This window comes from Longispora sp. NPDC051575, from assembly GCF_040681875.1.
GTDB lineage: Bacteria > Actinomycetota > Actinomycetes > Mycobacteriales > Micromonosporaceae > Longispora.
On sequence record NZ_JBFAZP010000005.1, the window covers coordinates 545,262 to 570,582 of the forward strand.

The 25,321-nt window shown below is 72.1% G+C and carries 23 protein-coding genes and 1 riboswitch; of the genes, 12 read left to right on the forward strand and 11 right to left on the reverse strand.

Annotated elements, in window-relative coordinates; translation table 11 throughout:
* Positions 1 to 52: 52 nt before the first annotated feature.
* Positions 53 to 165: riboswitch (cobalamin riboswitch) on the reverse strand.
* Between the two features lie 38 nt (positions 166 to 203).
* From AB0M43_RS16925 to AB0M43_RS16940, 4 genes are all read right to left on the reverse strand, one after another.
* A complete protein-coding gene (locus AB0M43_RS16925) occupies positions 204 to 2,390 on the reverse strand; it encodes a S8 family serine peptidase (RefSeq protein WP_363725502.1) in 2,187 nt (728 codons plus the stop codon).
* 8 nt (positions 2,391 to 2,398) lie between these two features.
* Positions 2,399 to 3,514 carry a low temperature requirement protein A gene (locus AB0M43_RS16930; RefSeq protein WP_363725504.1) on the reverse strand — a complete coding sequence of 372 codons (1,116 nt, stop codon included), beginning with the start codon at positions 3,512 to 3,514 and terminating at the stop codon, positions 2,399 to 2,401.
* Between the two features lie 154 nt (positions 3,515 to 3,668).
* Positions 3,669 to 3,989, reverse strand: a complete 321-nt coding sequence (locus AB0M43_RS16935) for a hypothetical protein (protein WP_363725506.1) — start codon at positions 3,987 to 3,989, stop codon at positions 3,669 to 3,671.
* Positions 3,990 to 3,993: 4 nt separating this feature from the next.
* Positions 3,994 to 4,581 carry a TetR/AcrR family transcriptional regulator gene (locus AB0M43_RS16940; RefSeq protein ID WP_363725508.1) on the reverse strand — a complete coding sequence of 196 codons (588 nt, stop codon included), beginning with the start codon at positions 4,579 to 4,581 and terminating at the stop codon, positions 3,994 to 3,996.
* Positions 4,582 to 4,638: 57 nt separating this feature from the next.
* Here AB0M43_RS16940 and AB0M43_RS16945 point away from each other — a divergent pair, with 57 nt between their 5' ends.
* Both AB0M43_RS16945 and AB0M43_RS16950 read left to right on the forward strand, forming a co-directional pair.
* Complete coding sequence (locus AB0M43_RS16945) at positions 4,639 to 5,070, forward strand: DUF3995 domain-containing protein (protein WP_363725510.1); 432 nt, start codon at positions 4,639 to 4,641, stop codon at positions 5,068 to 5,070.
* A 79-nt stretch (positions 5,071 to 5,149) separates the two neighbouring features.
* Positions 5,150 to 7,216 carry a choice-of-anchor D domain-containing protein gene (locus AB0M43_RS16950; protein ID WP_363725512.1) on the forward strand — a complete coding sequence of 689 codons (2,067 nt, stop codon included), beginning with the start codon at positions 5,150 to 5,152 and terminating at the stop codon, positions 7,214 to 7,216.
* A gap of 219 nt (positions 7,217 to 7,435) precedes the next feature.
* Here AB0M43_RS16950 and AB0M43_RS16955 read toward each other — a convergent pair whose 3' ends face one another.
* A complete protein-coding gene (locus AB0M43_RS16955) occupies positions 7,436 to 7,726 on the reverse strand; it encodes a metal-sensitive transcriptional regulator (protein ID WP_363725514.1) in 291 nt (96 codons plus the stop codon).
* Between the two features lie 154 nt (positions 7,727 to 7,880).
* Here AB0M43_RS16955 and AB0M43_RS16960 point away from each other — a divergent pair, with 154 nt between their 5' ends.
* From AB0M43_RS16960 to AB0M43_RS16970, 3 genes are all read left to right on the forward strand, one after another.
* Positions 7,881 to 8,858, forward strand: coding sequence for a transcriptional regulator TrmB (locus tag AB0M43_RS16960; protein ID WP_363725516.1), 978 nt, complete (start codon positions 7,881 to 7,883; stop codon positions 8,856 to 8,858).
* A gap of 92 nt (positions 8,859 to 8,950) precedes the next feature.
* On the forward strand, positions 8,951 to 9,349 hold the full coding sequence (locus tag AB0M43_RS16965; protein WP_363725518.1) for a hypothetical protein: 399 nt from the start codon (positions 8,951 to 8,953) through the stop codon (positions 9,347 to 9,349).
* A complete protein-coding gene (locus tag AB0M43_RS16970; protein WP_363725520.1) occupies positions 9,334 to 10,866 on the forward strand; it encodes a multicopper oxidase domain-containing protein in 1,533 nt (510 codons plus the stop codon). The genes AB0M43_RS16965 and AB0M43_RS16970 overlap by 16 nt, the downstream gene beginning before the upstream one ends.
* A gap of 115 nt (positions 10,867 to 10,981) precedes the next feature.
* Here the strand turns inward: AB0M43_RS16970 and AB0M43_RS16975 are convergent, their stop codons facing one another.
* Entirely contained in the window at positions 10,982 to 11,464 is a 483-nt protein-coding gene (locus tag AB0M43_RS16975; RefSeq protein WP_363725522.1) for a protein phosphatase, read from the reverse strand.
* Between the two features lie 110 nt (positions 11,465 to 11,574).
* Positions 11,575 to 13,677, reverse strand: coding sequence for a PhoX family phosphatase (locus AB0M43_RS16980; protein ID WP_363725524.1), 2,103 nt, complete (start codon positions 13,675 to 13,677; stop codon positions 11,575 to 11,577).
* Between the two features lie 175 nt (positions 13,678 to 13,852).
* On the opposite strand from AB0M43_RS16980, the gene AB0M43_RS16985 reads away from it, so the two are divergent.
* The 4 genes from AB0M43_RS16985 (at position 13,853) to AB0M43_RS17000 (ending at position 18,662) form a co-directional block, all read left to right on the forward strand.
* Positions 13,853 to 14,824, forward strand: a complete 972-nt coding sequence (locus AB0M43_RS16985; protein WP_363725526.1) for a hypothetical protein — start codon at positions 13,853 to 13,855, stop codon at positions 14,822 to 14,824.
* Positions 14,799 to 17,318, forward strand: a complete 2,520-nt coding sequence (locus AB0M43_RS16990) for an Hsp70 family protein (RefSeq protein WP_363725528.1) — start codon at positions 14,799 to 14,801, stop codon at positions 17,316 to 17,318. Before AB0M43_RS16985 ends, AB0M43_RS16990 begins: the two co-directional genes overlap by 26 nt.
* Positions 17,319 to 17,338: 20 nt before the next feature.
* Positions 17,339 to 18,154 carry an RNA polymerase sigma factor SigJ gene (gene sigJ / locus AB0M43_RS16995; protein ID WP_363725530.1) on the forward strand — a complete coding sequence of 272 codons (816 nt, stop codon included), beginning with the start codon at positions 17,339 to 17,341 and terminating at the stop codon, positions 18,152 to 18,154.
* A gap of 61 nt (positions 18,155 to 18,215) precedes the next feature.
* Positions 18,216 to 18,662: a carboxymuconolactone decarboxylase family protein gene (locus AB0M43_RS17000; RefSeq protein WP_363725532.1), complete on the forward strand. Its 447-nt coding sequence runs from the start codon at positions 18,216 to 18,218 to the stop codon at positions 18,660 to 18,662.
* A gap of 37 nt (positions 18,663 to 18,699) precedes the next feature.
* On the opposite strand, the gene trmB is transcribed toward AB0M43_RS17000, so the two are convergent.
* On the reverse strand, positions 18,700 to 19,362 hold the full coding sequence (gene trmB, locus AB0M43_RS17005) for a tRNA (guanosine(46)-N7)-methyltransferase TrmB (protein ID WP_363725533.1): 663 nt from the start codon (positions 19,360 to 19,362) through the stop codon (positions 18,700 to 18,702).
* 46 nt (positions 19,363 to 19,408) lie between these two features.
* Here trmB and AB0M43_RS17010 point away from each other — a divergent pair, with 46 nt between their 5' ends.
* Positions 19,409 to 20,008 (forward strand): Pr6Pr family membrane protein, encoded by a 600-nt coding sequence (locus AB0M43_RS17010; protein ID WP_363725535.1) that lies wholly within the window; start codon positions 19,409 to 19,411, stop codon positions 20,006 to 20,008.
* 173 nt (positions 20,009 to 20,181) lie between these two features.
* On the opposite strand, the gene AB0M43_RS17015 is transcribed toward AB0M43_RS17010, so the two are convergent.
* Positions 20,182 to 21,333, reverse strand: coding sequence for a low temperature requirement protein A (locus tag AB0M43_RS17015; RefSeq protein WP_363725537.1), 1,152 nt, complete (start codon positions 21,331 to 21,333; stop codon positions 20,182 to 20,184).
* Positions 21,334 to 21,509: 176 nt separating this feature from the next.
* Complete coding sequence (locus tag AB0M43_RS17020) at positions 21,510 to 22,301, reverse strand: isocitrate lyase/phosphoenolpyruvate mutase family protein (protein ID WP_363725539.1); 792 nt, start codon at positions 22,299 to 22,301, stop codon at positions 21,510 to 21,512.
* A 189-nt stretch (positions 22,302 to 22,490) separates the two neighbouring features.
* Here AB0M43_RS17020 and AB0M43_RS17025 point away from each other — a divergent pair, with 189 nt between their 5' ends.
* Entirely contained in the window at positions 22,491 to 23,696 is a 1,206-nt protein-coding gene (locus AB0M43_RS17025; protein ID WP_363725541.1) for an MFS transporter, read from the forward strand.
* A 6-nt stretch (positions 23,697 to 23,702) separates the two neighbouring features.
* On the opposite strand, the gene AB0M43_RS17030 is transcribed toward AB0M43_RS17025, so the two are convergent.
* Positions 23,703 to 24,527: an intradiol ring-cleavage dioxygenase gene (locus tag AB0M43_RS17030; protein ID WP_363725543.1), complete on the reverse strand. Its 825-nt coding sequence runs from the start codon at positions 24,525 to 24,527 to the stop codon at positions 23,703 to 23,705.
* 112 nt (positions 24,528 to 24,639) lie between these two features.
* Between AB0M43_RS17030 and AB0M43_RS17035 the strand changes: the two genes are divergently transcribed.
* Entirely contained in the window at positions 24,640 to 25,317 is a 678-nt protein-coding gene (locus AB0M43_RS17035) for a helix-turn-helix domain-containing protein (RefSeq protein ID WP_363725544.1), read from the forward strand.
* Positions 25,318 to 25,321: the final 4 nt, after the last annotated feature.

Below are 25,321 nucleotides of genomic sequence, written 5' to 3' on the forward strand. Positions count from 1 at the left end.
GGGTCCATGATGGATCCCGGTGCCCCGGGCGCCACCCCGTAGACCGCGACGGGAGGGATGCGACGTGACCGGCGGGTGCTCGGGCTCTACCGTTGCGGGTCAGCGCCGGAGTTTCACCGGACTTTCCCCACACGGTCACGTGGTGCTGCTGTCGGTCAGTGTTCCGAGCCCGGCATACCCGTGTCAACCAGGCATGTTGTGGATCACGTCCCCGCCCTGGCCATCGACACCGCTGCATATGCATCCACAATGCCGGGGTTGCCTACTTTGCCGCATTTACGGCGTTGGAAGAGCAGGTGCGACGGCGGGGCCGGCTCCGTGGGCCGCGCGGTGGCGGTGAGGATCTGCCGGGTCCGGGCCAGGTCGCCGACCAGCGCCGGGTTGGCCGACCACATCAGGGCCACCACCCCCGCCACGAGCGGCGCCGACATCGAGGTGCCGAACGCGGTGCCGTAGCCGCCACCGGGCCGGGCGAGGACCACGTCGGTACCCGGAGCGAGAATGTCCGGTTTGATCAGCGGCCCGACGGGTCCCCGGCTGGAGTACGGCGCGACCTGGTCCTGCTCGTTCGTGGCCCCCACCGTGACGACCTGCGGATACGTGGCGAGCGGCTCGGTGATGCTCCGGCAGAACGGCCCCGAGTTGCCGGCCGCCGCCGTCACGAACACCCCGGCCGCCTCCAGGGCCCGGGCCGCCGGGTACAGCGACTGGGCGTCGCAGCCCTCCTCGTCGGTGCAGTCCCACGAGTTGGTGAGGATCCTGGCCCCGCGCGCCGGATCGCCCCGGAACGGGTCCCCGCCCGCCGGGAACGGCGCGAACACGAACTGGAGGCAGTCGAGGTGCAGCCCGGGGCTGGCCATGTTGCGCGCCGTGTTGGAGCAGCCGATCCACCGCGCGTCGGGGGCCACGCCGACCCCGCCCCGGCCGACCGCGAGGCTGGCGGTCCCGGTGCCGTGCCCGTCGAGATCGGTGGGCCGCGCGGAGTGGTACCAGGGGTCGTACCAGGAGTCGGGCCCGCCCCGGTAGCCGTCGGCGAGCGCCGGGTGGGTGGCGTCGGCCCCGGTGTCGACGTGCCCGACCAGGGTGCCGGCGCCGCGTACCCCGAGGTCGCGCCAGACCCGGTCCGCCCCGATGGCGCGGATGTCCCAGGTGGGGCCGTCGGGCGGGCCGAGGGTGCCGCCGGCCGGCGCGCCGCGCTGCCAGATGGGGCGGAGCCGCTGGCTGATCAGGACCCGGGCGACGTCGGGGCGGGCGGCCAGCCGGAGCCGCAGGACGGGGCCGCCGTCGAGTTCGATGGCGTTGACCAGGTAGTACGGCGTGAAGGGGATGTGCCTGTCGCGCAGGGTCCCGCGCAGTTCGGCCTGGCTGGCCTCGGCGGTGTCGACGAGCTTGCGGTGCACGGCGGCCGGCCCGGACAGGCCCCCGACGTCGGCCTGCGCCTTCATGATCACGAAGAGCCGGTTGCCGTAGAAGTCGGGGTTGCCGAGCAGGGTGTAGGCGCAGCCGGCGACCACGGTCATCACCAGCGCGGCGGCCAGGCCCCGCTTCAGGGTGCGGGGCAGCACGAACGCGGCCATCGCGGCCAGGGCCAACGAGCACAGCGCGGACACGATCCCGTAGAACAGCACGTCGGAGAACCCGAGGACGAAGTTCAGCTCCTCGGGGTCCACGAAGGCCAGCGGGCCGAGGGCGACGATCGCGACCAGCAGCCAGGTGTGCCGCAGCCGGGCGGCGACGTAGCCGAGCGGCGGGAGGACGAGCAGTTCGAGGATGTTGACGCCGAACGCGCCGACCCCGGCCGCGAGCACGCACAGCGCGACCCCGGCGACCGTGCCCGCGACGAGCTGGTCGGTGCCGTACGCGGCCCAGAACCGGCCGTCGAGCACCGACCGGGCCAGCGCGCCGGTCGCGATGCCCGCGAGCACCGCCATCAGGGTCTCCAGCCGCCCGCCGAGCGCCCCGAACACCAGCCAGGGCAGCAGGCAGGTGAGCCCGACCGCGACCGCCCAGCCGCTCGGCCGGCCCTCCGGGCTCGTCCAGCCCCGGAACAGCCGCACCCCGAAGGCGACCAGGCCGGTGATGACGGCGAGGGAACCCAGGGACAGTTCGTCGTGCGGGATGGGTACCAGCCGGGCCAGCCCCATCAGCGCCAGCGCCGCGGCGGCGGTCGCCCAGATCTGGCCGGCCATCCGGGCGGGCGCGGTCCGGCCCCGCTGGGACAGCAGCTCCGCCGGTGCGAACACCAGCACCGCGTTGACCAGGCAGAGCATCGCCCACACCCAGGACGGCGGCCGGGGCAGGCTGAGCGCGGCCGGGATCTCGTCGGCGATCCAGCCGCCGATCTGGAGTACGCCGGTGACCAGGACGGCCCAGACCCCGACTCCCCGCATACGCGACATTATCCGCGTCGCAGCGCCACCACCGGCAACGTTCGGCCAGTCTCGACGATCCACGCCTCGATCCCGTTCACGGCGAGCAGCACGGCCGTGGCGAGCGCTGCGGTACCGAACTGCGGCAGGTACGGCGCGGCGAACGCGAGCCCCACGCACACCAGCGCGCCGCCGAACCGGGGCCACAGCGCCGCGCCGAACATCCGCCACCGGGCGTAGCAGAACCCGAACAGGTAGAGCGCCACCCCGGGGGCCAGCAGGAGCTCGGCCGTCTTGTGCGGCACGTCGAACGGGTGCCCGACCGTCTTCTTCAGCCCGACGGCGATCAGGATGATGGCGAACACGTACCCGAAGTGCGCGACGCTGAACACCTGCCGGACGATCCGCGCCTGCACCGGATCGGTCTCCAGCGCGTGCCGGACGGCGGGCGCGCCGTAGTGGAAGTACGTCCACCACAGCCCCACGGTCAGCACCAGCGCCAACGGGATCGTGGCCCAGTCCGACAGCGCCCCGGTGGCCTGCCCGCCCACGGCCACGATGCTCTCGCCCAGCGCGATGATCACGAACAGCCCGAACCGCTCGGGCAGGTGCGAGGCCTCGTACCGGTGCCCCTTGACCCGGGGGCGGAACACGAACGGCCCGACGAACGCGGCCAGGAACCAGAACCCGAGCCGCCAGGGCCCGTCGAGGAGCGCGCCGACCACGTACAGCGGGCAGCTCACCAGCAGGGTGACCGAGAACGGGTCGAGGTGCCGGGCGCCGGTGATCCGGATCGCGGCGAGCCAGAGCAGCAGCCGGAGCAGGACGTAGAACCCGACGAGCGCCAGCCCGCCCCACCGGCTGAACCCGTGCGGGGCGGCGACGGCCATGCCCAGCCCGCACCCGGCCAGCGCGAACAGGGTCAGCCGGCCGCGCGCCCCGTCGAGCCGGGCGCCGGTGAGGTTGCCGAGCAGGGTGACGCCGACCCAGCCCCACCACAGCGGGGCGAGCAGGAGCAGGGCCTCCAGGACGGCCACTGGGCCCTTGGCGGTGGCGAGGACGCCCGCGATCTGGGTGACGGCGAAGACCCAGACGAGGTCCAGGAAGAGCTCCGCCCAGGTGACGCGCTGCTCGGTGAGATCCACTCGAAGATCATTACCGTGGATCCGTTCGGGGGCAAGGGGAACTCCGTGCCGTGGCCGGTCGCGGAGACGCCGTCCGCGTGCTGCGGCCCGGCACGCGCCTCCGCTCGCGGGGCGGTCGATCCGCCCCGCGACGCGGTTGGTTGCGGCGTGCCCCTCAGTTCACGGCGAAGGTCTGCTTGGTACTGACCCGGCCGTCCGCGTAGCAGAGTTCGAAGCCCTCCTTGGCCGTGTCCCGGTTGATCCACATCCGGCACTCGGTCCCCGAGGGCGGGCTCGTCGTCTGGTCGGACGGCAGCCCGTCGCTCCCCATCAGCTTCTCGGCCTCGGAGCGCGTCTGGCCCTCCTGGACGCTGTCGTACGCGCTGCGGGTCGCGGTCGCCTTGTCGAAGAACTTGTAGAACACGAAGGCGCCGACGCCGCAGCAGATCAGGAGCACCACCAGGCCGATGATGAGGGCGATCACCCATTTCTTCATTTCATCAAGTTAAGTCCTCATTGCCCAGCCTAGGGGTCAATTGACCGAGAAGGTGATCCATGGCCGCCCGGTCCCGGGTGACCTCCGGGACGATGTCCGGCGCGGCGGCCCGCAGCTCCACCCAGCCCAGATAGGCCGCGTACGCGACGACGCCCTGCCGCCGGGCGGCCTCCGCCGGCATGCCGAGCTGCTGGTAGCACTCGGTCAGGTAGCCGATCCGCCGCTCGGTGACCCGGCGCAGCACCGGCCCGACGACCGGGTCGTGGGCGTGCGCCACGATCGACGGTTCGAGGTACACGTCGGACGGGCGGCGGTCCCGGAGCGCCTCGTGCAGCAGGGTACGCAGCCGGTCGAGCGGGTCCCTGATCCGTTCCATGGCCGCGATCATGTCCTCGGTGGCGAGCTGCTCCCAGAGTTCGAGGGCGGCGACGAGGAGGGCCTCGCGGTCGGTGAAGTGCCAGTAGAAGCTGCCCCGGGTCGCGCCCAGCACCTTGGCCAGCGGGTCCACCGCCACCGCCCCGAGGCCGCCCCGGCACATCGCGTCGAAGGCCGCATGAGTCCAGTCTTCCCTGGTCAGCCTGCGTTTAACCATGGGCCATACACTACTGTATGGTTTTCCGTACACTGCTGTATGGAACGGAGTACCCCGATGATGATCTCTGGTGGGATCGCGGCCGTGGCACTGGCGCTCGTCGCCGCCCTGCACGTGGTCTGGGCCTTCTCGCCGTGGCCGCTGGCCAGCCGCGCCGACTTCGCCCGGCTCGTGGTCGGCGTCCCGGAGGACGGGCTGCCGTCCCGCCCGCTCACCCTCCTGGTGGCCGGCCTGATCGCCGCCGCCGGCTACGTGGTCGCGGCCCGCGCGGCCCTGCTCCCCGAGGTCGGACCCTCCTGGGTGGTCGAGGTGGGCGCGTTCGTCGTCGCCGGAGTCCTCGGCCTGCGCGGCGCGGCCGGGCTCGTGTCCTCGGGGATGCGCGGCGGGGCTGCCCCGGACTTCGACCGTCTCGACCTGCGGTACTACTCGCCGTTGTGCCTGGTCCTGGCCGGCCTGACCCTGTGGGTTGCCCTCGCGTCGGGCGGCTGAACGCCCGCTTGCGTCCCGGAAGTTCGCGCGGCTACCGTGATTTTTCCAAACCCTTCATAGTACTTCACGGGGAGTGCAAATGCGCGGATTGCGCATGTTTGCCGTGGCGGCCCTTGTCCTGGGCGCGTCACTGATCACGGGAACGGCCGCCCAGGCGGCGCCGAGCGCGCCCTACACCGTCCTGGCCGTCGAGAGCGACTGGCACGACTACACGTTCGAGTCCGGCGTCGAGTTCTCCCGCTTCGGCCCGGACGGCATCAACACCTACGCCTACGGCCAGGGCGGAAACTACAACCTCTACATCTCGCCGCCGACCGGCACGTCGCTGACGCCCGGCACCTACCCGACCCTCCGGTTCGCCGACGCCACCCACGCCGGCATGGACCACGGGATCGACGGCCAGGCGTGCTCGGAGAACGAGCTCGCCGGGAACCTGACGATCCACGAGGTGCAGCGCAACCAGGCCGGGGACATCACGGCCTTCGCCGCCTCCTACCGGTTCCCCGGCTGCAAGGACATGTCCGGCGAGCTGCGCTGGAACTCCAGCGTCGGCTACAAGCTCGCCCGGAGCAGCGCCAGGTCCTTCGGCTGGGACGGCTCCGACATCGGCCGGGACACCGCCGCCAAGGACGTGACCGTCACCGTCGGGGGCACCCAGCCGGTGACCTTCGGCCAGGCGGCCTTCGCCGGCTCCGCCCCCGGCGCCTTCCGGATCAAGGCCGACACCTGCTCCGGCAAGGTGCTCGCCGTCGGCAAGAGCTGCACCGTGAGCGTCGCCGCGCACCCCACCGCCAAGGGCGCGCAGACCGCCACCCTGACCGTGCCCGACGACACCGCCGGCACCCGCCCGGCCGTGAGCCTGAGCGCCTTCGGCATCATCGGCGCCGAGGGCACCTACTACCCGGTGGACTCCGCGCGGATCCTGGACACCCGCTCCGGCAACGGCGCCCCCGCTGGCAAGGTCGGCGGCGCCTCGACGCTGAACCTCCAGGTCACCGGTCGGGGCAACATCCCGTCGAGCGGCGTGTCCTCCGTCGTGCTGAACGTGACGGTCACCGAGGGCACCTCCGCGAGCTTCCTCACCGTGTACCCGAAGGGGGTCAGCCGCCCGACGGCGTCCAACCTCAACTTCTCGGCCGGGTGGACGGGTGCCAACTCGGTCACCGTCAGGGTCGGCGACGGCGGCCAGGTGTCGATCTACAACCACGCGGGCGGTACGCACGTCATCGTCGACGTGGTCGGCTTCTACGCCGCGAACAACGAGCTGCTCTACAACCGGGGCCTCGGCAACGAGTACATCCCGGTCAAGGTGGAGCGGCTGCTGGACTCCCGCGAATGGGGCTACGGCCCGCTCGACGGCGGCGACCAGGTCACCATCCCGCTCGGCTACACCGGCCTGACCTCCAACATCCGGGCGGTCGCGGTGAACATCACGGCCGTGGACCCGACGGGTACGGGCTTCTTCACCGCGTGGGACGGGAACAACATCCCGCCGCAGTCCTCGACCCTGAACTTCTCGCCGCGCGCGACCGTGCCGAACATGGCCGTCGTGCCGGTGACGACCTGCCCGCTGCCGAACTGCTCCCAGTTCATGTCCTTCCGGGTGTACAACCACGTCACGTCCAGCGCCCACATCCTGGTGGACATCGTCGGCGTGTACGTCCAGGGCAGCATGGAGACCGGTCTGCGGTTCAACCCGTTGAGCCCGACCCGGATCACGGACACCCGCGACGGCCTGGGCGCGAACGTGCTCGGCCCGCAGTCGATCACGCCCATCGCGGTACCCGGCGCGATCGCGGGGCCCAACACGGTCGCCGTGGGGCTCAACGTCACCGCCGTCACCCCGTCGGAGGGCACCTACCTGACGCTGTGGCGCACCGGCCTGCCGGCGCGGCCCACCGCCAGCAACCTCAACCCGGCCCGGGGCCAGACCGTGCCGAACGCCACGATCACCTCGCTCGGGACGGACAACCGGTTCAACGTGTACAACCACGCCGGTAACACGCACCTGGTGATCGACGTGAACGGGACGTTCGACATCCCGCCGTACCAGCTGGAAGCGCCCCCGGCCCTGCGCGGCCTCACCGGCCGCCAGCTGCCGACCCTGGCCACCGGCCGCCCGACGGCGACCCGCACCACCTCGTAACACCCCGTAACACCACCGCGTGGCATCACGGCCCCACCCGGCCGTGATGCCACACGCCTTTCACCCGGCCGTGGTGCCACGCGCCTCTCACCCTGCGGTGTTGCCAAGCGGCTCTCCCCCTGCGGTGACGCCGCACGGCTCTGACCCCGCCGTGATATGGGTGGGTCGTAGCGCGCAGCGCACGCCGCGAAGCCGTCGCTTCGGCTCATGCGGCGGGCGTCAGCCCCGCCGCATGAGCCGCGCGACGGCTGAGAGCATCTCGTCGGCCATCTCGTCCGCCTTCCCCGTCGTCGCCCCCTCGTGCATGCAGTGCCGGGCGTGCCCGTCGAGCAGGCCGAGGCCGACCTTGTCGAGCGCGGCCTGGATGGCGGAGATCTGGGTGAGGACGTCGATGCAGTACCGGTCCTCCTCGACCATCTTCTCGATCCCGCGCACCTGGCCCTCGATCCGCCGGAGTCGCGCGAGGAGCTGGTCCTTGGTGGCGGTGTACCCGCGGGTGGGGGTGGTCATCCCCCCATTCTACCCATACCCCCCGGGGGGTATCGACCCAGTGATTCCCCCACCGTGGGGCCCGGGCGGGGTGCGCCTAGGACCCTGGCGCTTTGGCGTCACAATCTGAACACACTGCTTGTGACGTATTTACGCCCTGACTCATACTCGCCAGGTGACGACCCCGCTGGGCGTACTGGGGCTCGACGCCCTGGCGGAGGACACGTACCGGGGCCTCGTGGCTCTGCCCTCCGCCACCGCCCCGCACCTCGCACAGCTCCTCGGCCGGGACACCGGCGAGATCCTGCACGCCCTGGAGACCCTCGCGGCCCGGGGCCTGGCCGCCCGCTCCGGCGGGGACCGCGACCGGTTCGTGGCCGCGCCGCCGACCGTCGCGCTGGGTACCCTGCTCGGCCGGCGGCACGACGACCTGCGCCGGGCGGAGCTGGCCGTCGCGGCCCTCGCCGAGGAGCACCGGCGCGCGGTGGCCGGCCGGGCGCTCAGCGACCTGATCGAGGTCATCACCGGCGCGGACGGGGTGCGGCACCGGTACGACCAGATCCAGCGGTCGGCGCGGGAGGAGGTGCGCGCGTTCGTCACCTCGCGGCCGGTGGCGGTGCGCCGGGAGGAGAGCGAGGCCGAAGACGGGTCGGTGGCCAAAGGCGTGCGCTACCGGGTGGTGATCGAACGGGCGGCGCTCGACGAACCGGGCACGGCCGACGCGGCCCTGGCGTCCATGGCGGCCGGCGAGGAGATCCGGGTGGTCGAGAAACTGCCGGTGAAGCTCATCATGGCCGACCGGGAACTGGCCCTGGTGTCGCTCCCGGCCACGGGGCCGGCGGGATCCGGGCACGGCGAGCCGGGCGCGGTGATGCTGCACTCCAGCGGCCTGCTGGAGGCGCTGATCGCCCTGTTCGAGGGCACCTGGGCCCGGGCCCGGCCGCTGAGGCCCTCCGACAGCGGCGTGCTGGCCCCCGAGGACGCCCGGATCCTGTCCCTGATGCTCGCCGGCCTGACCGACCGGTCGATCTCGGTGCACATGGGACTGTCGACCCGCACCGTGCAGCGCCGGGTGCACTTCCTGATGGAGCTGGCGGGCGTCCAGACCAGGATCCAACTCGGCTGGTACGCGGCCCGCGAGGGCTGGGACTAGCGGGCCCTACGGGTCGGCACGGCCCTCCCCTAGGGGCGCTGTCCGGGGGATAACCGATGTCCCGGGGCGCGCCGGGGAACAACGATCGACGTATGTCCTCCCTCAAGCCCGGCCGCAGGTGGCCGATCTACCCGGTGCGCGCGCTGTGCGTGCTCCTGGTGGCCCTGGTGCTCACCCAGGCGGCCCTGGCCGGCGGCTTCATCAGCGGCAACGTGCGCCTGCTGGGCCTGCACAGCGCCAACGCGATCCTGGTCTTCCTGGTCACGACGGCCCTGGTGCCGTGCACCATCCTCCTGCTCACGGCCGGGCGTGGCCCGTGGTGGCCGGTACCCGTCTCGATCGGGCTCTGGATGTTGGTCGTCACCCAGCTCGGCCTCGGCTACGCCCGCGTCGTCAGCGGCCACATCCCGCTCGGCGTGTCGATCCTCGGTCTGCTGGCCGGTCTGACCGTCTGGTCCTTCCGATACCGTCCGAAGTGGATCAGCTCGTGATCGGCCGGCGCGCGGTGCTCGGCCTGGTCGGGGCGGCGGGCGTCGCGACCCTGACCGGTTGCGCGGTCGACGGCCCCGGCACCGGGCAGGTGCTGGCCAGCGCCGCGCCGATCCCGCCACCCTTCAAGGTCCCGCTGCCGATCCCGCGGGTCGCGAAGACCGTCCGCCGCGACGACACCACCGACTACTACGAGGTGGTGCAGAAGGTCGCCAAGGTCGAGATCCTGCCGGGCAGCAGGACCACCATCTGGGGGTACGACGGCACGTTCCCCGGCCCCACCTTCCGCGCCCGGACCGGCCGCCGCGTCGTCGTCACCGTGCGCAACGAGTTGCCGGTGCCCACGTCCACCCACCTGCACGGCGGGGTCACGCCCCCGGAGTCCGACGGCTTCCCGACCGACCTGGTCGTGCCCGCCGGCTACCCCGTGCACACGGCGCACACCAGCCACAACGGCATGAGGATGAACCCGGCCGACTGGAAGTTCCACGACCGGACCCGCGACTACGAGTACCCGATGGTCCAGCAGGCCGCCACGCTCTGGTACCACGACCACCGGATGGATTTCAGCGCTCCGCAGGTGTGGCGCGGACTGGCCGGGGCGTTCCTCGTCGGCGACAACGATGAGGACCGCCTCGGCCTCCCTCGCGGCGACAAGGACATCCCGCTGCTGATCTGCGACCGGTCCTTCGACGCGCACGGCGAGTTCCGCTACCCGGAGCTCGACTCCACCCTCACCAACCCCGGCGTGACGCAGGAGTTCATGTCCGGCGTGTTCGGCGACGTCATCCTCGTCAACGGCGCGCCCTGGCCGGTTCTCGACGTCGCCAACACCCGGTACCGGTTCCGCCTGATCAACGGCTCCAACGCCCGCCGGTACCAGCTCACCGGCGTGCCCCTCGTCCAGATCGGCAGCGACGGCGGCCTGCTCGCCGCGCCCGTGCGCCTCGACGCGCTGACCATCGCCCCCGGCGAACGCTACGACGTCGTCGTCGACTTCTCCGGCTACCCGGTCGGCACCGAACTGACCCTGACCAACGCGCTCGGCGAGGGCCGGACCCGCGACGTGCTCCGGTTCCGGGTCGCCCGGGCGGAGAAGGACGAGTCCGTCGTGCCGGCCAGCCTGGTGCCGGTCCCCGTGCTGCGCCGCGAGGACGCCGTCGCCACCCGGCAGTTCGACTTCCGGCTCCAGGGCGGGAAGTGGACGATCAACGGCCAGCCGTACGACACCTCGGGCTCGCTGGCCGCCCCGAAACTCGACACCGTCGAACTGTGGCGGTTCACCAGCGACTTCCACCATCCGGTGCACGTGCACCTCGCGCAGTTCCAGGTGCTCAGCCGGACCGGGCGGGATCCGGAGGACTCCGACGGGGGCTGGAAGGACACCGTGGACATCCGGCCGTACGGGGTGGTGGAGGTGCTGGTGCGGTTCGCCGGGTACAAGGGGCGGTACATGATGCACTGCCACAACCTGGAGCACGAGGACATGGCGATGATGGCCAACTTCGACATCGTCTGACGGGTACCGGCCGAGGCGGGGGGCCGAGTGTCCGTCGGGATGCCCGGTCCGCGCTGGCCCCGCCGGCCGTCGGTGACGGGTGCCCAGGTCGCGCGCTGACCCGGGGCCGGCGCCGTCAGGTGAAGTCGCGGACGTGGCGGCGCTGCCACGGGGTCTCGACCGCGTGCCGGTGGTAGTGCTCCCGCACGAACGCCACCGCCTCGCCCGGCGGCACCCCGTCGAGGATCGCCAGGCACGCCAGCGCGGTGCCCGTCCGGCCGCGCCCGCCACCGCAGGCCACCTCGACCCGCTCGGCCCCGGCCAGGTCTGTGCCGCCCACGCCGGCCCCGGCGAGGGCGGTGCTGTCCGGGTCCGTGCCGGCCCGGCGCCACGCCTCCGCCAGCACCTCCCGAGCCCGCACCCGGTCGCTGGGCAGCCGGAAGTCCGGCCAGCGGATCCACGCCGACTCCCAGGGGAACGCGGGCGGCGGCTTACCCAGCAGGTACACGCCGAAGGTCGGCAGCGGGCCGGCGGGCAGCGGATGGCGCAGGCCCCGGCCCCGGACGAGCCGCCCCGAGGGCAGCCGCAGGACACCGGGCGCGGTGATCTCCCAGGACACGCCCCCAGTGTACGAACGCGCGGCCCGCGCCCCGCGAGTTCACGGGGAGCGGGCCGCACTGTCGAACGCGAAACCACGCGGCGGCACCCAGCGGCGGCACCGCGCTCCGGCTACAGGCCGATCGCCCCGCCGTCCCGGCGCCAGGCCACCACGATGCCCGGCTTGCCGAAGTCCCCGTCCGGCCAGTTGGACGCCGGCTTCTCGATGGACGCGCCGCTGACCTCGCCCGGGTGCTGCACGGCGACGAACACCGAGCGGTTGTCCTCGTAGAGGAACGGGCCGCAGGTCTCGGCCGCGAACGGGACCGTGAGGAACTGCTTCAGGTACCCCTTCTGCGGGCCCTCCAGCGGTACCGCGAACAGGCCGTCGTTCGAGCCGAGCTGGTTGCCGTCCGTGGAGATCCACAGGTTGCCCGCCCCGTCGAAGGCGACGTTGTCGGGGCAGGAGATCGGGGAGACCTTGGTCTTGTCGTACCCGGCGAAGTAGGTCGACGGGTCGTTGGGGTCGCCGCACACGATCGGCAGGCACCAGGTGAACGTCTCGGCGGCGTTGTCCCCGCCGTCCTCGGTGATCTCCAGGATGTGGCCGTGCTTGTTGGCGTTGCGCGGGTTCACCTCGTCGGCCTTCGGGTTGGACCCGACGCCCCGGTTGGTGTTGTTGGTCAGCGCGCAGTAGACCTTGCCGGTCTTCCAGTTCGGCTCGACGTCCTCGGGGCGGTCCATCTTCGTGGCGCCGACCTTGTCGCCGGCGAGCCGGGTGAAGACGAGCACCTCCTCGACGGTCATGCCCTCGACCAGCGACTGGTTGCCGCGCACCAGCGGGATCCACTTGCCGGAGCCGTTGAACAGGCCGTCGGTGGGCAGCTTGCCCGAGCCGTCGATCTCGCCCGCCGAGGTGTAGTCGAACTTCGCCACGTACAGCGTGCCGGACTCCAGGAGGCTCAGGTTGTGCTTGCGCGCCCGGGCCGACTTGCCGTTGTCCATCTTCTTGTCGGAGACGAACTTGTAGAGGTAGTCGAACCGCTCGTCGTCACCGGTGTAGGCGACCGCGCGGCCGTCCTTCGCCAGGATGATGTTCGCGCCCTCGTGCTTGAACCGGCCCAGCGCGGTGTGCTTCTTCGGGGTCGACTCCGGGTCGAACGGGTCGAGCTCGACGATCCAGCCGAACCGGTTGACCTCGTTCGGGTGCGCGGCCACGTCGAAGCGCGCGTCGGCCCGGTCCCACTTGCGGTTGCCCGCCGGGTACCGGTTGACCGTGTCGATGCCGTAGCGCTTCAGGGCCGGCTTGGCGGCCTCGGGCGCGCCGTCGCCGCCGACGAAGTACTGGTTGAAGTTCTCCTCGCCCGACAGCACCGTGCCCCACGGCGTGACGCCGCCGGCGCAGTTGTTCTGGGTGCCGATCACGACCCGGCCGGTCGGGTCGGCCGCGGTGCGCAGGAACGCCGAGCCGGCGGCCGGGCCGGTCAGCTCGAACTTCGTGCCCGAGGTGGTGATCCGCCGGTTGTAGTGCAGGCCGGTCTTCGGGTTGGCCAGGCGCCACTGGCCCTCGCCGTCGTTGCGCTCCAGCTCCACGACGCTCATGCCGTGCGCGGCCATCGCGATCTTGATCTGGTCGACGGTCATGGTGTCGGGACCGGCGTACCCGTAGAACATCAGTTCCTCGTTGGTGTACTCGTGGTTGCACACGAGCAGCGCGCGCTTGCCGCGCTTGTCCAACGGCAGCACCGCGACGAAGTCGTTGTTGTAGCCGAACTGCTTGGCCTGCGCCTCGGGGGTCTGGTGCCGGGCGTCGAACTTCGGGGCGTCGCGCTCGACGGGGTCGCCCCATTTGATGACGACCGAGTGGTCGTAGCCGTTGGGCACGATCACCGCGTCGATCTTGTTCGGCGGGATGGCCTTGAAGGTCAGCTCGGACGGGGCCGGCGCGGGGGTGTTCGGCAGCACCTCGGGGACGACCGGGGTGGTGTCGTCGGCGTACGCGGCGACCGGGGCGGCCACGGCGGCCAGGCCCGAGCCGACCACGATCGCGCCGGCGGCGGCACCGGCGGCGGTCTTGAAGATGCCCCGGCGCGACACCTCCGCGCTGAAGTACTCGTTGCCGGAGGTGTTGGGGGCGGGGTGGTCGCAGGCGTTGCCGCACCGGTACAGGCACGTCATCGCGTCCCGGTTCGTGCCACTGTGCGCGGCCAGCAGCGGGAGCTGTGGGCGGTCCATTCTGGACTCCTGTTCGGAAGGGGCTCTACCGACCGGACGCTAGAGAGGCTGCACGCCCGGGGAGTGACCGGAAGGTGACCTACAGGTGAACTGGCTCGGTAGTAGGGCTGTCCCTACCAGGTAATGGGGGGTCTACGGCATCGTTTGGACCGTTGTGACCTGGGATTTTGTAACAATGATCATTGAGACCTCCCCTCGGGTCGCCGCGTCCGGACCGACCGCCCCGACCCGCTGGCACCGCCCCCTGCTGTACGTCGCCGTCGCCATGGTGGTGCTCGCCCTCGGCGCGGTGGTCGGGCTGCTCGTCGACGACCGGCGGTCGGTCGGCGTACCCCTCTGGCTCAAGCCGTTGAAGTTCATGATCTCCATCGGGCTGTACACCCTGACGATGTCCTGGCTGCTGTCCCTGCAGACCCGGTTCCGCCGGACCGCGTGGTGGATGGGCACCGTGGTGGCCGTCGCGCTCGCCGTGGAGATGATGCTGATCGTGACCCAGATCGGCATCCGGGGCCGGCAGCTGCACTTCAACCAGACCACCCCGGTCGACGCGATGTTCACCCAGGTCATGGCCATGACCATCTACGCCATGTGGGCCGCCGCCCTGGTGATCACGGTGTTGAGCATGTTCCAGAGGCTCACCGACCGCTCGCTGACCTGGGCGATCCGGCTCGGACTGGTCCTGATGCTGATCGGCCTGGCCCTCGGCATGCTGATGATCCCGCCGACCGCCGAGCAGGCCGCCCTGCACGCCGCCGGCCAGCACCTCGACATCGTCGGCGGGCACAGCGTCGGCGTCCCGGACGGCGGACCCGGCATCCCCGGCCTGACCTGGAGCACCCGGGGCGGCGACCTGCGGATCCCGCACTTCGTCGGCATGCACGCCCTCCAGTTGCTCCCGCTGCTCGCGTTTCTGCTCCGCCGGTTCCCGGACCGGTTCCGGACCCGCCTGGTGTTCGTGGCCGCCGCCGGGTACGCCGGCCTGCTGGCCCTCCTCACCTGGCAGGCGCTGAACGGTGAGCCGCTGCTACGCCCGGGGGCCTGGACGCTCGCCGGGTTCGCCGTGCTGGTGGTCGCCACCGGCGCCGGCGTCACGATGGCGCGGGCTGGCTACGATCACGCCCGTGGACGGGTACTCGATCGGCATTGACCTCGGCACCTCCAACACGGTGGCGGTGCTGCGCAGGCCTGACGGTCGGGCGCAGCCGCTGCTGTTCGACGGCCAGCCGATCCTGCCCTCCGCCGTCTACCTGGACGAGAACGGCCACCTGCACGTCGGCCGGGACGCCCAGCGGCTGGCCCAGCTGGACCCGGCCCGGTTCGAGCCGAACCCGAAGCGCCGGATCGACGAGCGCACGGTCCTGCTCGGCCACGCCGAGGTGCCCGTCGTGGACCTGCTCGCCGCGCTGCTGCACCGGATCGCCGCGGCGGCCGTCGAGGCGGTCGGTTTCCTGCCCCGGGCCGTGCTGACCTGCCCGGCGGCGTGGGGACCGGTGCGCAGGGAGACCCTCCAGCGCGCGGCGGCCCAGGCCGGGTGGCCGCCCGTGCCGCTCGTGCCGGAGCCGGTGGCCGCCGCCCGGTTCTTCGCGGAGACCCTGCGCCGCCCGATCCCCGTCGGCGGCTGCCTCGCGGTGTTCGACTTCGGCGGCGGCACGGTCGACATCGCGGTGGTCCGCAACGACGGAAACCCCTCGACGGGTACCGGCGGGGCCGGCCACCCCGGCGCACCGGGCCACGGCGGCCCGGGGCAGCCCGCCCGGTTCACGGTGCTCGGCTCCGGCGGCCTGGAGGACCTCGGCGGCCTCGACCTCGACGCGGCCCTCGTCGCGCACCTCGGCGCGGTCCTGCACCAGACCGCGCCCGCGATCTGGCAGGCCCTGCGCGACCCGGTCACCCCGGCCGACCGGCGGGCCCGGCGGCTGTTCTGGGAGGACGTCCGGGGCGCGAAGGAGATGCTGTCGCGGACCGCGTCGGCCCCGGTGCCGGTGCCCGGCCTGGAGCACGCCCTGCACCTGACCCGCCCCGAACTGGAGGCCGTCGCCGCCGGCCTGCTCCGCCGCGCGGTGCACGAGGCCCGCGCCGTGATCGCCGGCTGCGGGCTGGACCCGACCCAGCTCAGCGGCCTGTTCCTCGTCGGCGGCTCGTCCCGGGTGCCGATGGTCGCCCGCCTGCTGCACGCCGAACTGGGCATCGCCCCGACGGTGCTGGAGCAGCCCGAGCTGCCGGTCGCGGAGGGCGCGCTGGCCGAGCTGCCGGCGGCACCGGTGACCGGGCCCGGACAGCCCGCCGAGGTCGAGGCCGCGCCGTCGACGCGGCCACTCGTAACCAGAAAGAGGCTCTTGTGGGGTGGGGGTGGGCTCGCCGCGGTGGCCGCGCTGGCGGTCGGCCTGGTCCTGGTGCTGCCCGGGGCCTTCCCGGAGGTGTCGTTCGTGGCGGAGCTCGGCGCGCCGACCGTGATCGCGAAACCGGGCGACGGCTACGGGGACACCGGGGCCCAGGTCGTGGGCGACACGGCGTTCCTCGCGAACGTCGCCGACAAACAGCTGCACGTCGGCGCCTACGACCTGGAGAGCAGGTCGGAGAAATGGAGCAAGGTCGGGCAGACCGACGTCGACTACCGGGGCTGGATCAGCGCGTGGCCCGGCGCGGTCGTGGCGTTCGCCAACTCGACCGACTCGACGAAGCCGACCCGGGCGCGCGCCTTCGCCCCCTCGGACGGGGCGGAACTCTGGCACGCCGAGTTCGAGTCCGGCGCCTGGTACTACCCGTACGAGAAGTACCTGGTGCAGGTCGAGCCCAAGGCCGGCCGGATCTGGAGGATCGACTACCGGACCGGCGTCCGCACGGCCGGCCCGGAGTTCAGGAGCGGCGACTACACCCGGGGCGCGGGCACCCCCAAGTCCTACGTCGACCGGCGCGGCGGCAGCCACGGCCCGCTGCTCGACCCCCGGATCCTCCGCGTCACGCCCAGCACCCGCAAGGCCCAGGTGATCGACACCAGCACGATGAAGGTGGTCCGGGTGGCGGACAACGTCGGCGAGGACGACTGGTACCTGGTCTACAACGGCCGGCTGTACGTGGCCACGGCGGCGAAGGGCTACCAGGTGTACTCGTACGACCTGGACACCATGGGCGCCCCCACCACGCTGTACCGGGAGACCGACACCGCCCGCCGGGTCACCGCCATGGAGGTGTGCGGCGAACGGGTCTGCCTGCTCGACGAGGCCGGCGGCGACGAGAAGACCGGCCGGCTGGTGACCGTCGGGCCCAAGGGCGACCGGTGGACCCGGGACCTGCCCGGGGCGCAGGCGGTCTGGCCGGTCGGGGACCGGATCCAGGTCGTGGACGACACGGGCACCGGCGAGGAGTACTGGTCGGCCCTCTACGACGCCGACGGCGCCCTGGTCGGCGGGCGGCAGGTGTCCTGGTATCCCGTGTGGCTGACCAGCGGCTCGGTGCTGCTGCTCGACCGGGGGCCGGGCCGGAGCGTGCAGGACGTCAACGTGTACGGGATGAGCGCGCGCTCCGGGGAGCGGTCGTACCTGGGCAAGATCAGTGTCCGGAGCGAGGGGTGCGGGTTCAGCGCGGAGTATCTGGTGTGTCCGAGGGAGAAGGACTTCGCGGCGTACCGGCTGGCGTCGTAGCGGGCGCTAGCCTGGGGCGGGTGGAGTTCGAGGAGCACCGCGCGGCCCTGACCAGCCTCGCGTACCGGGTACTGGGCAGCCGGCACGACGCCGAGGACATCGTCCAGGAGGCCTGGCTGCGCTGGCGGGACGCGACCGACGTACGCAACCCGCGCGGCTTCCTGTTCACCGTCGTCACCCGGCTCGCCATCGACCGGCTCCGGTCCCGGGCCCGCGAGCCGTACGTCGGCCCGTGGCTGCCCGAGCCCGTGCCCACCCCCGCCGACGTGGTCGACCGGCGCGCGGAGGTGTCACTAGCCGCGCTGCGCCTGATGGAGCGGCTCACCCCGCCCCAGCGCGCCGTGTACGTGCTCCGCGAGGCCTTCGACCTGCCGTACGCCGAGATCGCCGCCGTCCTGGAGGTGACCGAGCCCGGCGCGCGCCAACTGCACCGCCGGGCCGCCGAGCAACTCGCCGACGGCCGGGCCAGGTTCGAGCCCGACAAGACCGCGCACCGCGCCCTGGTAGACCGGTTCCTCGCCGCCGCCAGCACCGGGGACAGCGCCGGCCTGCACCGGCTGCTCGCCGAGGACGTCGTGCTGTGGTCCGACGGCGGGGGCAGGGTCCGCGCGGCCCTCCAGCCGATCTACGGGGCCGACCGGGTGGCCCGCTTCCTGCTCGGGGTCATCGCGAAGTTCCCGAGCCGGTGGGAGCGGGCCGAGGCCAACGGCGGGCCGGTGCTGTTCTGGTACGGCGGCACCGCGCACCTGTGGTCGTTCGAGGTGACCGACGGGCGGATCGTGGGCGTGCAGTCCGTGTCGAACCCGGACAAACTTGTGAGCTGGGTAACATCCTGATCCCGAGTGTCACGTCACGGGTGGGGCCGGTCGTCATGCCGGGTGACGAAAGGAGTTCGCCATGACCACCACCCGTACCCAGCACCTCGACAAGCTGGTCCCGGAGGCGTTCGGAAAGCTGCTGGACCTCGACCGCTACGTCCGGGGCGTCCTCGACCCGACCCTGCTCGAACTGGTCCTGCTCCGCGCCTCGATCCTCAACGGCTGCGCCTACTGCGTGGACATGCACACCCGCGACGCGCTCAAGGGCGGCGAGGACGCCCGCCGGCTGTTCGCGGTGAGTACCTGGCACGAGTCGCCGTTCTTCAGCCCGGCGGAGCGCGCGGCGCTGGCGCTCGCGGACCAGGTGACCCGGCTGGGGGAGAGCGGCGTGTCGGAGGAGGTGTGGGCGGCGGCCCACGAGCACTTCTCCGAGAAGCAGGTCGCGGACCTGCTGATCGCGCTGGTACTGATCAACGCGTTCAACCGGCTGATGGTCGCGACGCACAAGCAGACGCCGGCCCTGTAGGTCGTCGGGCCCGCTGCGGAGGCGGGCCCGACGGCACTCACGTGCTGCGGTGGTACACCAGGTCGAAGATCTTGCGGCCCTGCTTGATCCCGCGTTTCTCGAAGTTCGTCAACGGCCGGTGCTCCGGGCGCGGCGCGAACCCGTCGTGCGCGTTGACCAGGCCCGGGTCGGCGGTCAGGGTGGCGAGCATCCCGTCCGCGTACTCCGCCCAGTCGGTCGCGCAGTGCAGCGTCCCGCCCGGCACCAGCCGGGACCGCAGCAGCGCCGTGTTGGCGGGCTGGATCAGCCGGCGCTTGTGGTGCTTGGCCTTGGGCCACGGGTCCGGGAAGTAGACGTGCACCGCGTCGAGGGTCGCCTCGGGCAGCGTGCGGACCAGGTCGAGGGCGTCGCCGTCGAAGATCCGGACGTTGGTGAGGCCGCGCTCCTCGACGAGGCGCAGCAGGTTCGCCACGCCCCGGAAGTGCACCTCCACGGCCAGGTAGTCGCGGTCGGGGTCGGCGGCGGCCATCGCGGCGGTCGCGTCACCCATCCCGGAGCCGATCTCCATGACGAGGGGCGCGACGCGCCCGAAGGCGGCGGTCGCGGTCGCGAGGGTCACTCCGTAGACCGGCCAGAGGCGGGCGCTGGAGTCCTCGTGCAGGGCGCTCACCCGGCCGCGGCGCGGGTAGAACGTGCGGATGCTCGTGTCGGTGGTAGTCACAGTGGTTTCGAGCATACCCGGGCCGGGATTAGGGTGAAATGGTGTGATGAACCACTGGGTGCGCGCCTACCGTGTCATCGCCGCATTGCTGACCCTGGCCGCCATGGGTTGGCAGCTCGGATATCTGCTGGACAACGTTCCCGACTATCGGGTTTCCAACTTCTTCAGTTTCTTCACGATTCTGTCGAACCTTCTCACGGTCGTGACCCTACTGTTGTGCGCGCGTTTCGGCGCCCGGGGATTCGACCAGCTCAGAGGGGCCGTCACGCTGTACATGACGACGACCGGGATCGTGTACGCGACACTCCTGTCCGGCATCGAGGTGGACACCACCGTGCCATGGACGAACTTCGTGGTCCACCAGCTGATGCCCGTCGTGGTGCTCCTCGACTGGCTGTTCGACCCGCCGTACCGCCGGCTGGAGTTCCGCAAGGTGCTCCTCTGGCTGCTCTTCCCCCTGCTCTACCTGCCGTACTCGCTGGTCAGAGGGGCGATCGTCGACTGGTACCCGTACCCGTTCCTCGACCCCCGGCGCGACGGCGGCTACGGCCGGGTCGCGATGGCCTCGGCCGTGATGGCGGTGGGGATCTTCGGGCTCGCGATGGCCATCCGCTGGGTGGGCCACGTGCTCCGCGAGCGGAAATGAATTGGCGAACGTGAAATCGCCTGGCACCATTGTGGATGTCGCGACAGCCATGTTGATGAAAAGCTGTAGGGCACCACGGGGGAATTCATTTGCCAAGTACGTTGGCTCAGTTTCGCGCGCCCAGGTGTGCCCTTTCCTGCACCACGGAGGAAAGAACAATGGGCATTCTCACCTTAGTCAGAGACGGAGTCTGGCTCCGCTAGACGCGAACCGCGTCGGCCGTCGAGCACCAGTACCGCGACCAGTGCTGCCAACAGCACCGCGATGACATGCACGGGGGCGCCGGTGAACGGGGTGGCCAGTACCAGGCCGGCCGTCACCGGCATCGCCGCCGCGATCGGGCCGCGCATAGTAGGACAGACCTGAAGGAACCAGACGCTCAACAGGAACACCGCCACCGGTACGGCCGTCGCGAAACCGGCGACCGTACCGGAGATGTGTGCCTTGTGCGCGTCGTAGTCGACCGAGACCGCGAGCCCGGCACCGACACCGGCCGCGGACGCCAGGACCAGGTAGTGGCCGTAGCCCCAGCGCAGGGCGGTGTTCAACGACGTCAGTAGCGCGTGGGCGGGCCTGTCGAAGTAGATCCACCACATCGAGAACACGATGACCAGGCCGGCGCCGGCCAGGGTGAACAACCCGGCGCCGGCCTGACCGCTGTCCAGGGCCGCCTGGATGGCCAGGGTCGCGGCCAGTACCGACTCGCCGAGCACGATCAGGGTGAACAGGCCGTACCGCTCGGCGATGTGGTGCGGGTGCCACGGGGTCGGGTTCTTCCGCTCCGCCCACGCGGGGACGGCCAGCTCGCAGACCACCAGGAACGCGAACCCGAGCAGGAACACCCGCTCCGGCACCGCCAGCAGGAACACCCAGCCGATCTGGACGAGGAAGATCCCGAGCGCGTAACGCAGCGCCACCGGGCGGTGCGTCGGGTCGCCGTGCGCCGCGCGCAGCCACTGGAAGATCATGGCGAACCGCATCAGGACGTACCCGAAGGTGACGACGCCGAAGTCCGTGGCGTCGAACGCGCGGGGTACGCCGGCCGCGACGATCAGGGCGCCGGCGATCTGGACGAGCGTGGTGACCCGGTACACCCCGTCGTCGGTGTCGTAGGCCGAGGCGAACCAGGTGAAGTTCATCCACGCCCACCAGATCGCGAAGAACACGGTCACGTAGCTCAGGAGGCCGTGGCCGATGTGGTTCTCCGCCAGCGCGTGGTGCAGCTTCGAGCCCGCCTGGGCGACGGCCACCACGAAGCACAGGTCGAAGAACAGCTCCAGCGGGGTCGCCGCCCGGTGCCGCTCGCCGGAACTGCGGGAGGTCATTCTGCGGTACCACAGGGGTGTCGTCTCGGCCACGCCCCTGATCATCGCAGGCCGGCCCGGGTGCGACGGGTGATCCACCGACTTTCCGTGCCCGGCGGGCCCGAAGCCACCGGGCCCGCCGGGCGAGGTGGTCGCCCGTCGAGGGCCGGCCACCCCGCCGGGCGGGCGACGGCGCGCTAGCTGTTCCGCGACGGGCTCAGCAGGCCGTTGAGCTTGCCGTAGTCCTCCGCCTCGCCCAGCGCCGAGTAACCGCCGGTCGTGAGGAACTCGGTCGCCGCCCGCCGGGCCAGCCCGTACGCGGACTGGGCGATCGAGGAGCCGAGGCTCGCCCGGGCCACCCCGAGCGCGGTCAGCTCGTCCACAGTGGGCGAACCGGGGCCGACGAGGACGTTCAGCGGCGCCGGGATGGCCTTGACCAGGGCGGCGATCACCTCGGGATCGGCCACGCCGGGTACGAAGATGCCGTCCGCGCCGGCCGCCAGGTACGCCTGGGCCCGCCCGACGGTCTCCTCGAAGTCCGGGTTGCCGAACAGGTACGTGTCGATCCGGGCGTTCAGGAACAACGGGACCCCGGTGGCGTCGGCGGCCCGGCGCGCCACGGCGTACCGCTCCGCCTGCGGGGTGCCGCCGTCCTCCAGGTTGACCCCGACCGCGCCCGCCGCGATCACGCCCCGGATGGTGCCGGCGACGTCGCCGTACCCGCCCTCGATGTCGGCGGTGACCGGCACCCGCACGGCGGCGGCGATCCGGGCGACCAGGTCGAGCGCCCGGTCGGTGTCGAGGTGGTCCCCGTCGGCGAACCCGAGGCTCCAGGCCACCCCGGCGCTGGTGGTGGCGACGGCCGGCGCGCCGGCGTCCTCCACGACGCGGGCGCTGGCGACGTCCCACGCGTTGGGCAGGGCGAGGAGCCGGCCGGAGCGGTGCAGGGCGTGCAGCGCGCGGGCCTGGTCGAGTTGGCTGTTCGTCATACCGCCCAGTGGATCATAGGTTCGAACGCGGGGTCCGGCGGTATTCGGACCTCACCGGTGCGCCCGCGCGGACCGGGCCGGTCGCCCGCCCGAGCCGTGCCGGCCTCCCGCGCCGGTCAGCCCGGCCATCCGCGCCCGGCGTACCCATATCCGGTTGTCGGGGTTGGTGATCGGCGACACAATCCGGCCGTGGACCTCTGGGGGAGCCGGGACTACCGGCTGTGGTGGCTCGGCAACCTGATCTCGACGGTCGGCACGGCGATGTCCCTGATCGCGTACCCGCTGCTGGTGTTCGCGGTGACCGGCTCGGCGCTCGGCGCGGGGATCGCGGCGGCCTGCGAGGTACTGCCGTACGCGCTGCTCAGCCTGCCCGTCGGCGCCCTCGTGGACCGGCTGCCCCGCCGCGCGCTCCTGATCGGCGCCAGCCTGGTCAGCCTCGCCGCCACGGGCACGGTCCCGGTGGCGCACGCGTCCGACCTGCTCAGCCCGTACCTCATCTACGGGGTCGCCCTGGTCAACGGCTGCGCCGGCGTCGTCTTCAGCATCACGCAGGTGGCCGTGCTGCCCCGGATCGTCCGCGCGGACCAGCTCGGCCGGGCCGCCGGGCAGGCCGAGGTCATCTGGAACCTGGCCTCGATCGTCGGCCCGCCGCTCGCCGGCCTGCTGATCACCCGGTCGGCCACCCTGCCCTTCGCCGTGGACGCGCTGTCCTTCGGCGTCGTCGCCGGCTGCGTGGCCCTGGTCCGGGCCCGGCTGAACGCCGACGCGCCACCCGCCCCCGTCGACTGGCGGGCCGACCTCACCCTCGGCGCCCGCCGGGTCGCCACCCACCGCCGGCTGCGGGCGCTCACCCTGATCACGGTCGCCGGGGACCTGCCGTTCGCCGGGATCGCGATCCTGATCACGCTCCTGGTCCGCCAGGACGGAGGGAGCCCGACCGGTGTCGGCGCGGTGTTCGCGATCGCGGCCACCGGAGGGGTACTCGGCGCGCTCGCCGCCCCCAGGATCGAACGCAGGGTCGGCCTCGTCACGGCGGTGGTCGTCCGGGGCTGGGCCACGGTGCTGCTGTTCCCGCTGCTCGCGCTGGGACTGGCCCCGGTCTGGGTGGGGCTGGTCTGGGCCGGGCTGAGCGTGACCATCTCGATGATGAACGTGATCCAGATGCGGTACATGCTCACCGGGATGCCCGAGGAGGAACTGGGCCGGATCCAGGCGTTCGTCACCCTGCTGTCGTACGCGGTGCTGCCCGTCGGGACGCTCGGCACCGGGGCGCTGATCGCGTGGCTCGGCCCGCACGGCACGGTCCTGGTGTACACCGGCCTGATGCTGGTCCTCGCCGGGTACGGCACGGTGAGCCGGGACCTGCGGAGCACGCGCGCCGGCGTACCCCTCTGATCGGGTCTAGACGCCCAGGGTCAGGGTCGCCGTGAAGCCCTCGGTGACGCCGCCGGTGACCGTCGCCAACTGGCTCTGGTAGCCGTCCCGGAACACCATGTCCGAGCCCAGCGACGTCTGCGCCATGTTGCGGACGCTCGACGAGTAGCCGTCGGTGGCGTAGACCGCCTGGCAGGCCGCCGACGGCAACGCGAGCTGCGAGGTCACCAGCCGGCCCTTCGCCGTCGCCGCCGTCGAGAGGCTCGGGTAGACCTCGAAGTGGATGTGCGGCCACCGGCCCGAGTAGGCAGCCGGGAAGATGCTGGTGAACGTCACCCCGCCCTGGGCGTCGGTCTCCTGGACGCCGCGCAGGTAGTTCTCGTTCGTGACCCCGTTGGAGTACATCGAGTACCGGCCCTCGCGGTCGCAGTGCCACAGGTAGACGGCGGCCTTCGCGAGCGGGGCGCAGTTCTGTTGCAGGTTCAGCCTGATGGTCAGCGGCACGCCCCGCGCGGTGCCCGACGCGCCCGCGAAGCTGGACCGGATGTCGGTGCGGACGATGCCCGCCTGGGTGAGGGCGTTCGGGCCGTTGGAGCCGTCACCGGGGTACGGGCCTGCGGTCTCCTGCGGGATCTTGGTCGCACAGGTGGCGGCGGTGCTCGTTGCCGCGCTCGGGGTGGCCCCTGCCGTGGTGGGCGCTGCCGTGGGCGTCTCCGGGGCCGTCGAGCAGCCGACCAGCGCGGCCATGCCGACCCCGCCCATCAGGCCGAGCGCGAGCCTGCGGTCCACCAGCCGGCGGTCCACCAGCTTCGGCAGGTCCCCGGACAGGCCCCGGTCGTGGTCGTGCGTCATGGTCTTACCCCTTTTCTGGTGTCTTCTCCTTTCTAGTGAGCGCCCCGAGGATGTGCGGGGGCTTTCCGTTTCCTGTGCGGCGGCTGTGAGACCCCGCTGGAATACTTCAGAGGTGTACCGGGAACGAGCGGCCGTCGGCGGGGTGCTGTGGACCCGCACCGTGCCCGCCGGGGGAGCCGAGTCCCGGATCCTCCCCGACGGCTCCCTCGACCTGATCTGGGTCGACGGCACCCTGCTCGTCGCCGGCCCCGACACCACCGCGCACCTGGCCGTCGGCGTGGGCGGCGCGCAGTTCGTCGGCCTGCGGTTCGCGCCCGGTACCGGCCCGACCGTCCTCGGCGTCCCCGCCGCCGAACTGCGCGACCGGCGGCTGCCCCTCGCCGACCTGTGGACCCCGGCCCGGGCCCGGCGGCTCGCCGACCGGATCACCGGCGCGCCCGACCGGGGCCCGGCCCTGGAGGCCGTGGTCGCCGACCTGCTCGCCGAGGCCGGACCGCCCGACCCGCTGCTCGCGCACGTCGCCGACCGGTTGCGCGCCGGGAACCGGGTGCTGGACACGGCCGTCGCGGTCGGGCTCAGCGAACGGCAACTGCACCGCCGCAGCCTGGCCGGATACGGGTACGGGGCCAAGACGCTCGCCCGGGTGTTCCGGCTGGACCGGGCGCTGGGGCTGGCCCGGGCGGGGCGGGCGTTCGCGGAGGTGGCCGCCGTGGCGGGGTACGCGGATCAGGCGCATCTGTCGCGGGAGGTGCGGGCGCTGGCCGGGGTGACGTTGGGGGAGCTGGTGTGAGCCT

Excerpts from the sequence above, each read along its gene's own strand:
- AB0M43_RS16950 (WP_363725512.1), top strand. The coding sequence starts at position 5,150 with ATGCGCGGATTGCGCATGTTTGCCGTGGCGGCCCTTGTCCTGGGCGCG.
- AB0M43_RS17030 (WP_363725543.1), bottom strand. The coding sequence starts at position 24,527 with ATGACGCACGACCACGACCGGGGCCTGTCCGGGGACCTGCCGAAGCTG.
- AB0M43_RS17015 (WP_363725537.1), bottom strand. The coding sequence starts at position 21,333 with ATGACCTCCCGCAGTTCCGGCGAGCGGCACCGGGCGGCGACCCCGCTG.
- AB0M43_RS16940 (WP_363725508.1), bottom strand. The coding sequence starts at position 4,581 with ATGGTTAAACGCAGGCTGACCAGGGAAGACTGGACTCATGCGGCCTTC.
- AB0M43_RS17000 (WP_363725532.1), top strand. The coding sequence starts at position 18,216 with ATGACCACCACCCGTACCCAGCACCTCGACAAGCTGGTCCCGGAGGCG.
- AB0M43_RS17020 (WP_363725539.1), bottom strand. The coding sequence starts at position 22,301 with ATGACGAACAGCCAACTCGACCAGGCCCGCGCGCTGCACGCCCTGCAC.
- AB0M43_RS16955 (WP_363725514.1), bottom strand. The coding sequence starts at position 7,726 with ATGACCACCCCCACCCGCGGGTACACCGCCACCAAGGACCAGCTCCTC.
- AB0M43_RS16980 (WP_363725524.1), bottom strand. The coding sequence starts at position 13,677 with ATGGACCGCCCACAGCTCCCGCTGCTGGCCGCGCACAGTGGCACGAAC.
- AB0M43_RS16965 (WP_363725518.1), top strand. The coding sequence starts at position 8,951 with ATGTCCTCCCTCAAGCCCGGCCGCAGGTGGCCGATCTACCCGGTGCGC.
- AB0M43_RS16985 (WP_363725526.1), top strand. The coding sequence starts at position 13,853 with ATGATCATTGAGACCTCCCCTCGGGTCGCCGCGTCCGGACCGACCGCC.
- AB0M43_RS16945 (WP_363725510.1), top strand. The coding sequence starts at position 4,639 with ATGATGATCTCTGGTGGGATCGCGGCCGTGGCACTGGCGCTCGTCGCC.
- AB0M43_RS17010 (WP_363725535.1), top strand. The coding sequence starts at position 19,409 with ATGAACCACTGGGTGCGCGCCTACCGTGTCATCGCCGCATTGCTGACC.
- AB0M43_RS16925 (WP_363725502.1), bottom strand. The coding sequence starts at position 2,390 with ATGCGGGGAGTCGGGGTCTGGGCCGTCCTGGTCACCGGCGTACTCCAG.
- AB0M43_RS16935 (WP_363725506.1), bottom strand. The coding sequence starts at position 3,989 with ATGAAGAAATGGGTGATCGCCCTCATCATCGGCCTGGTGGTGCTCCTG.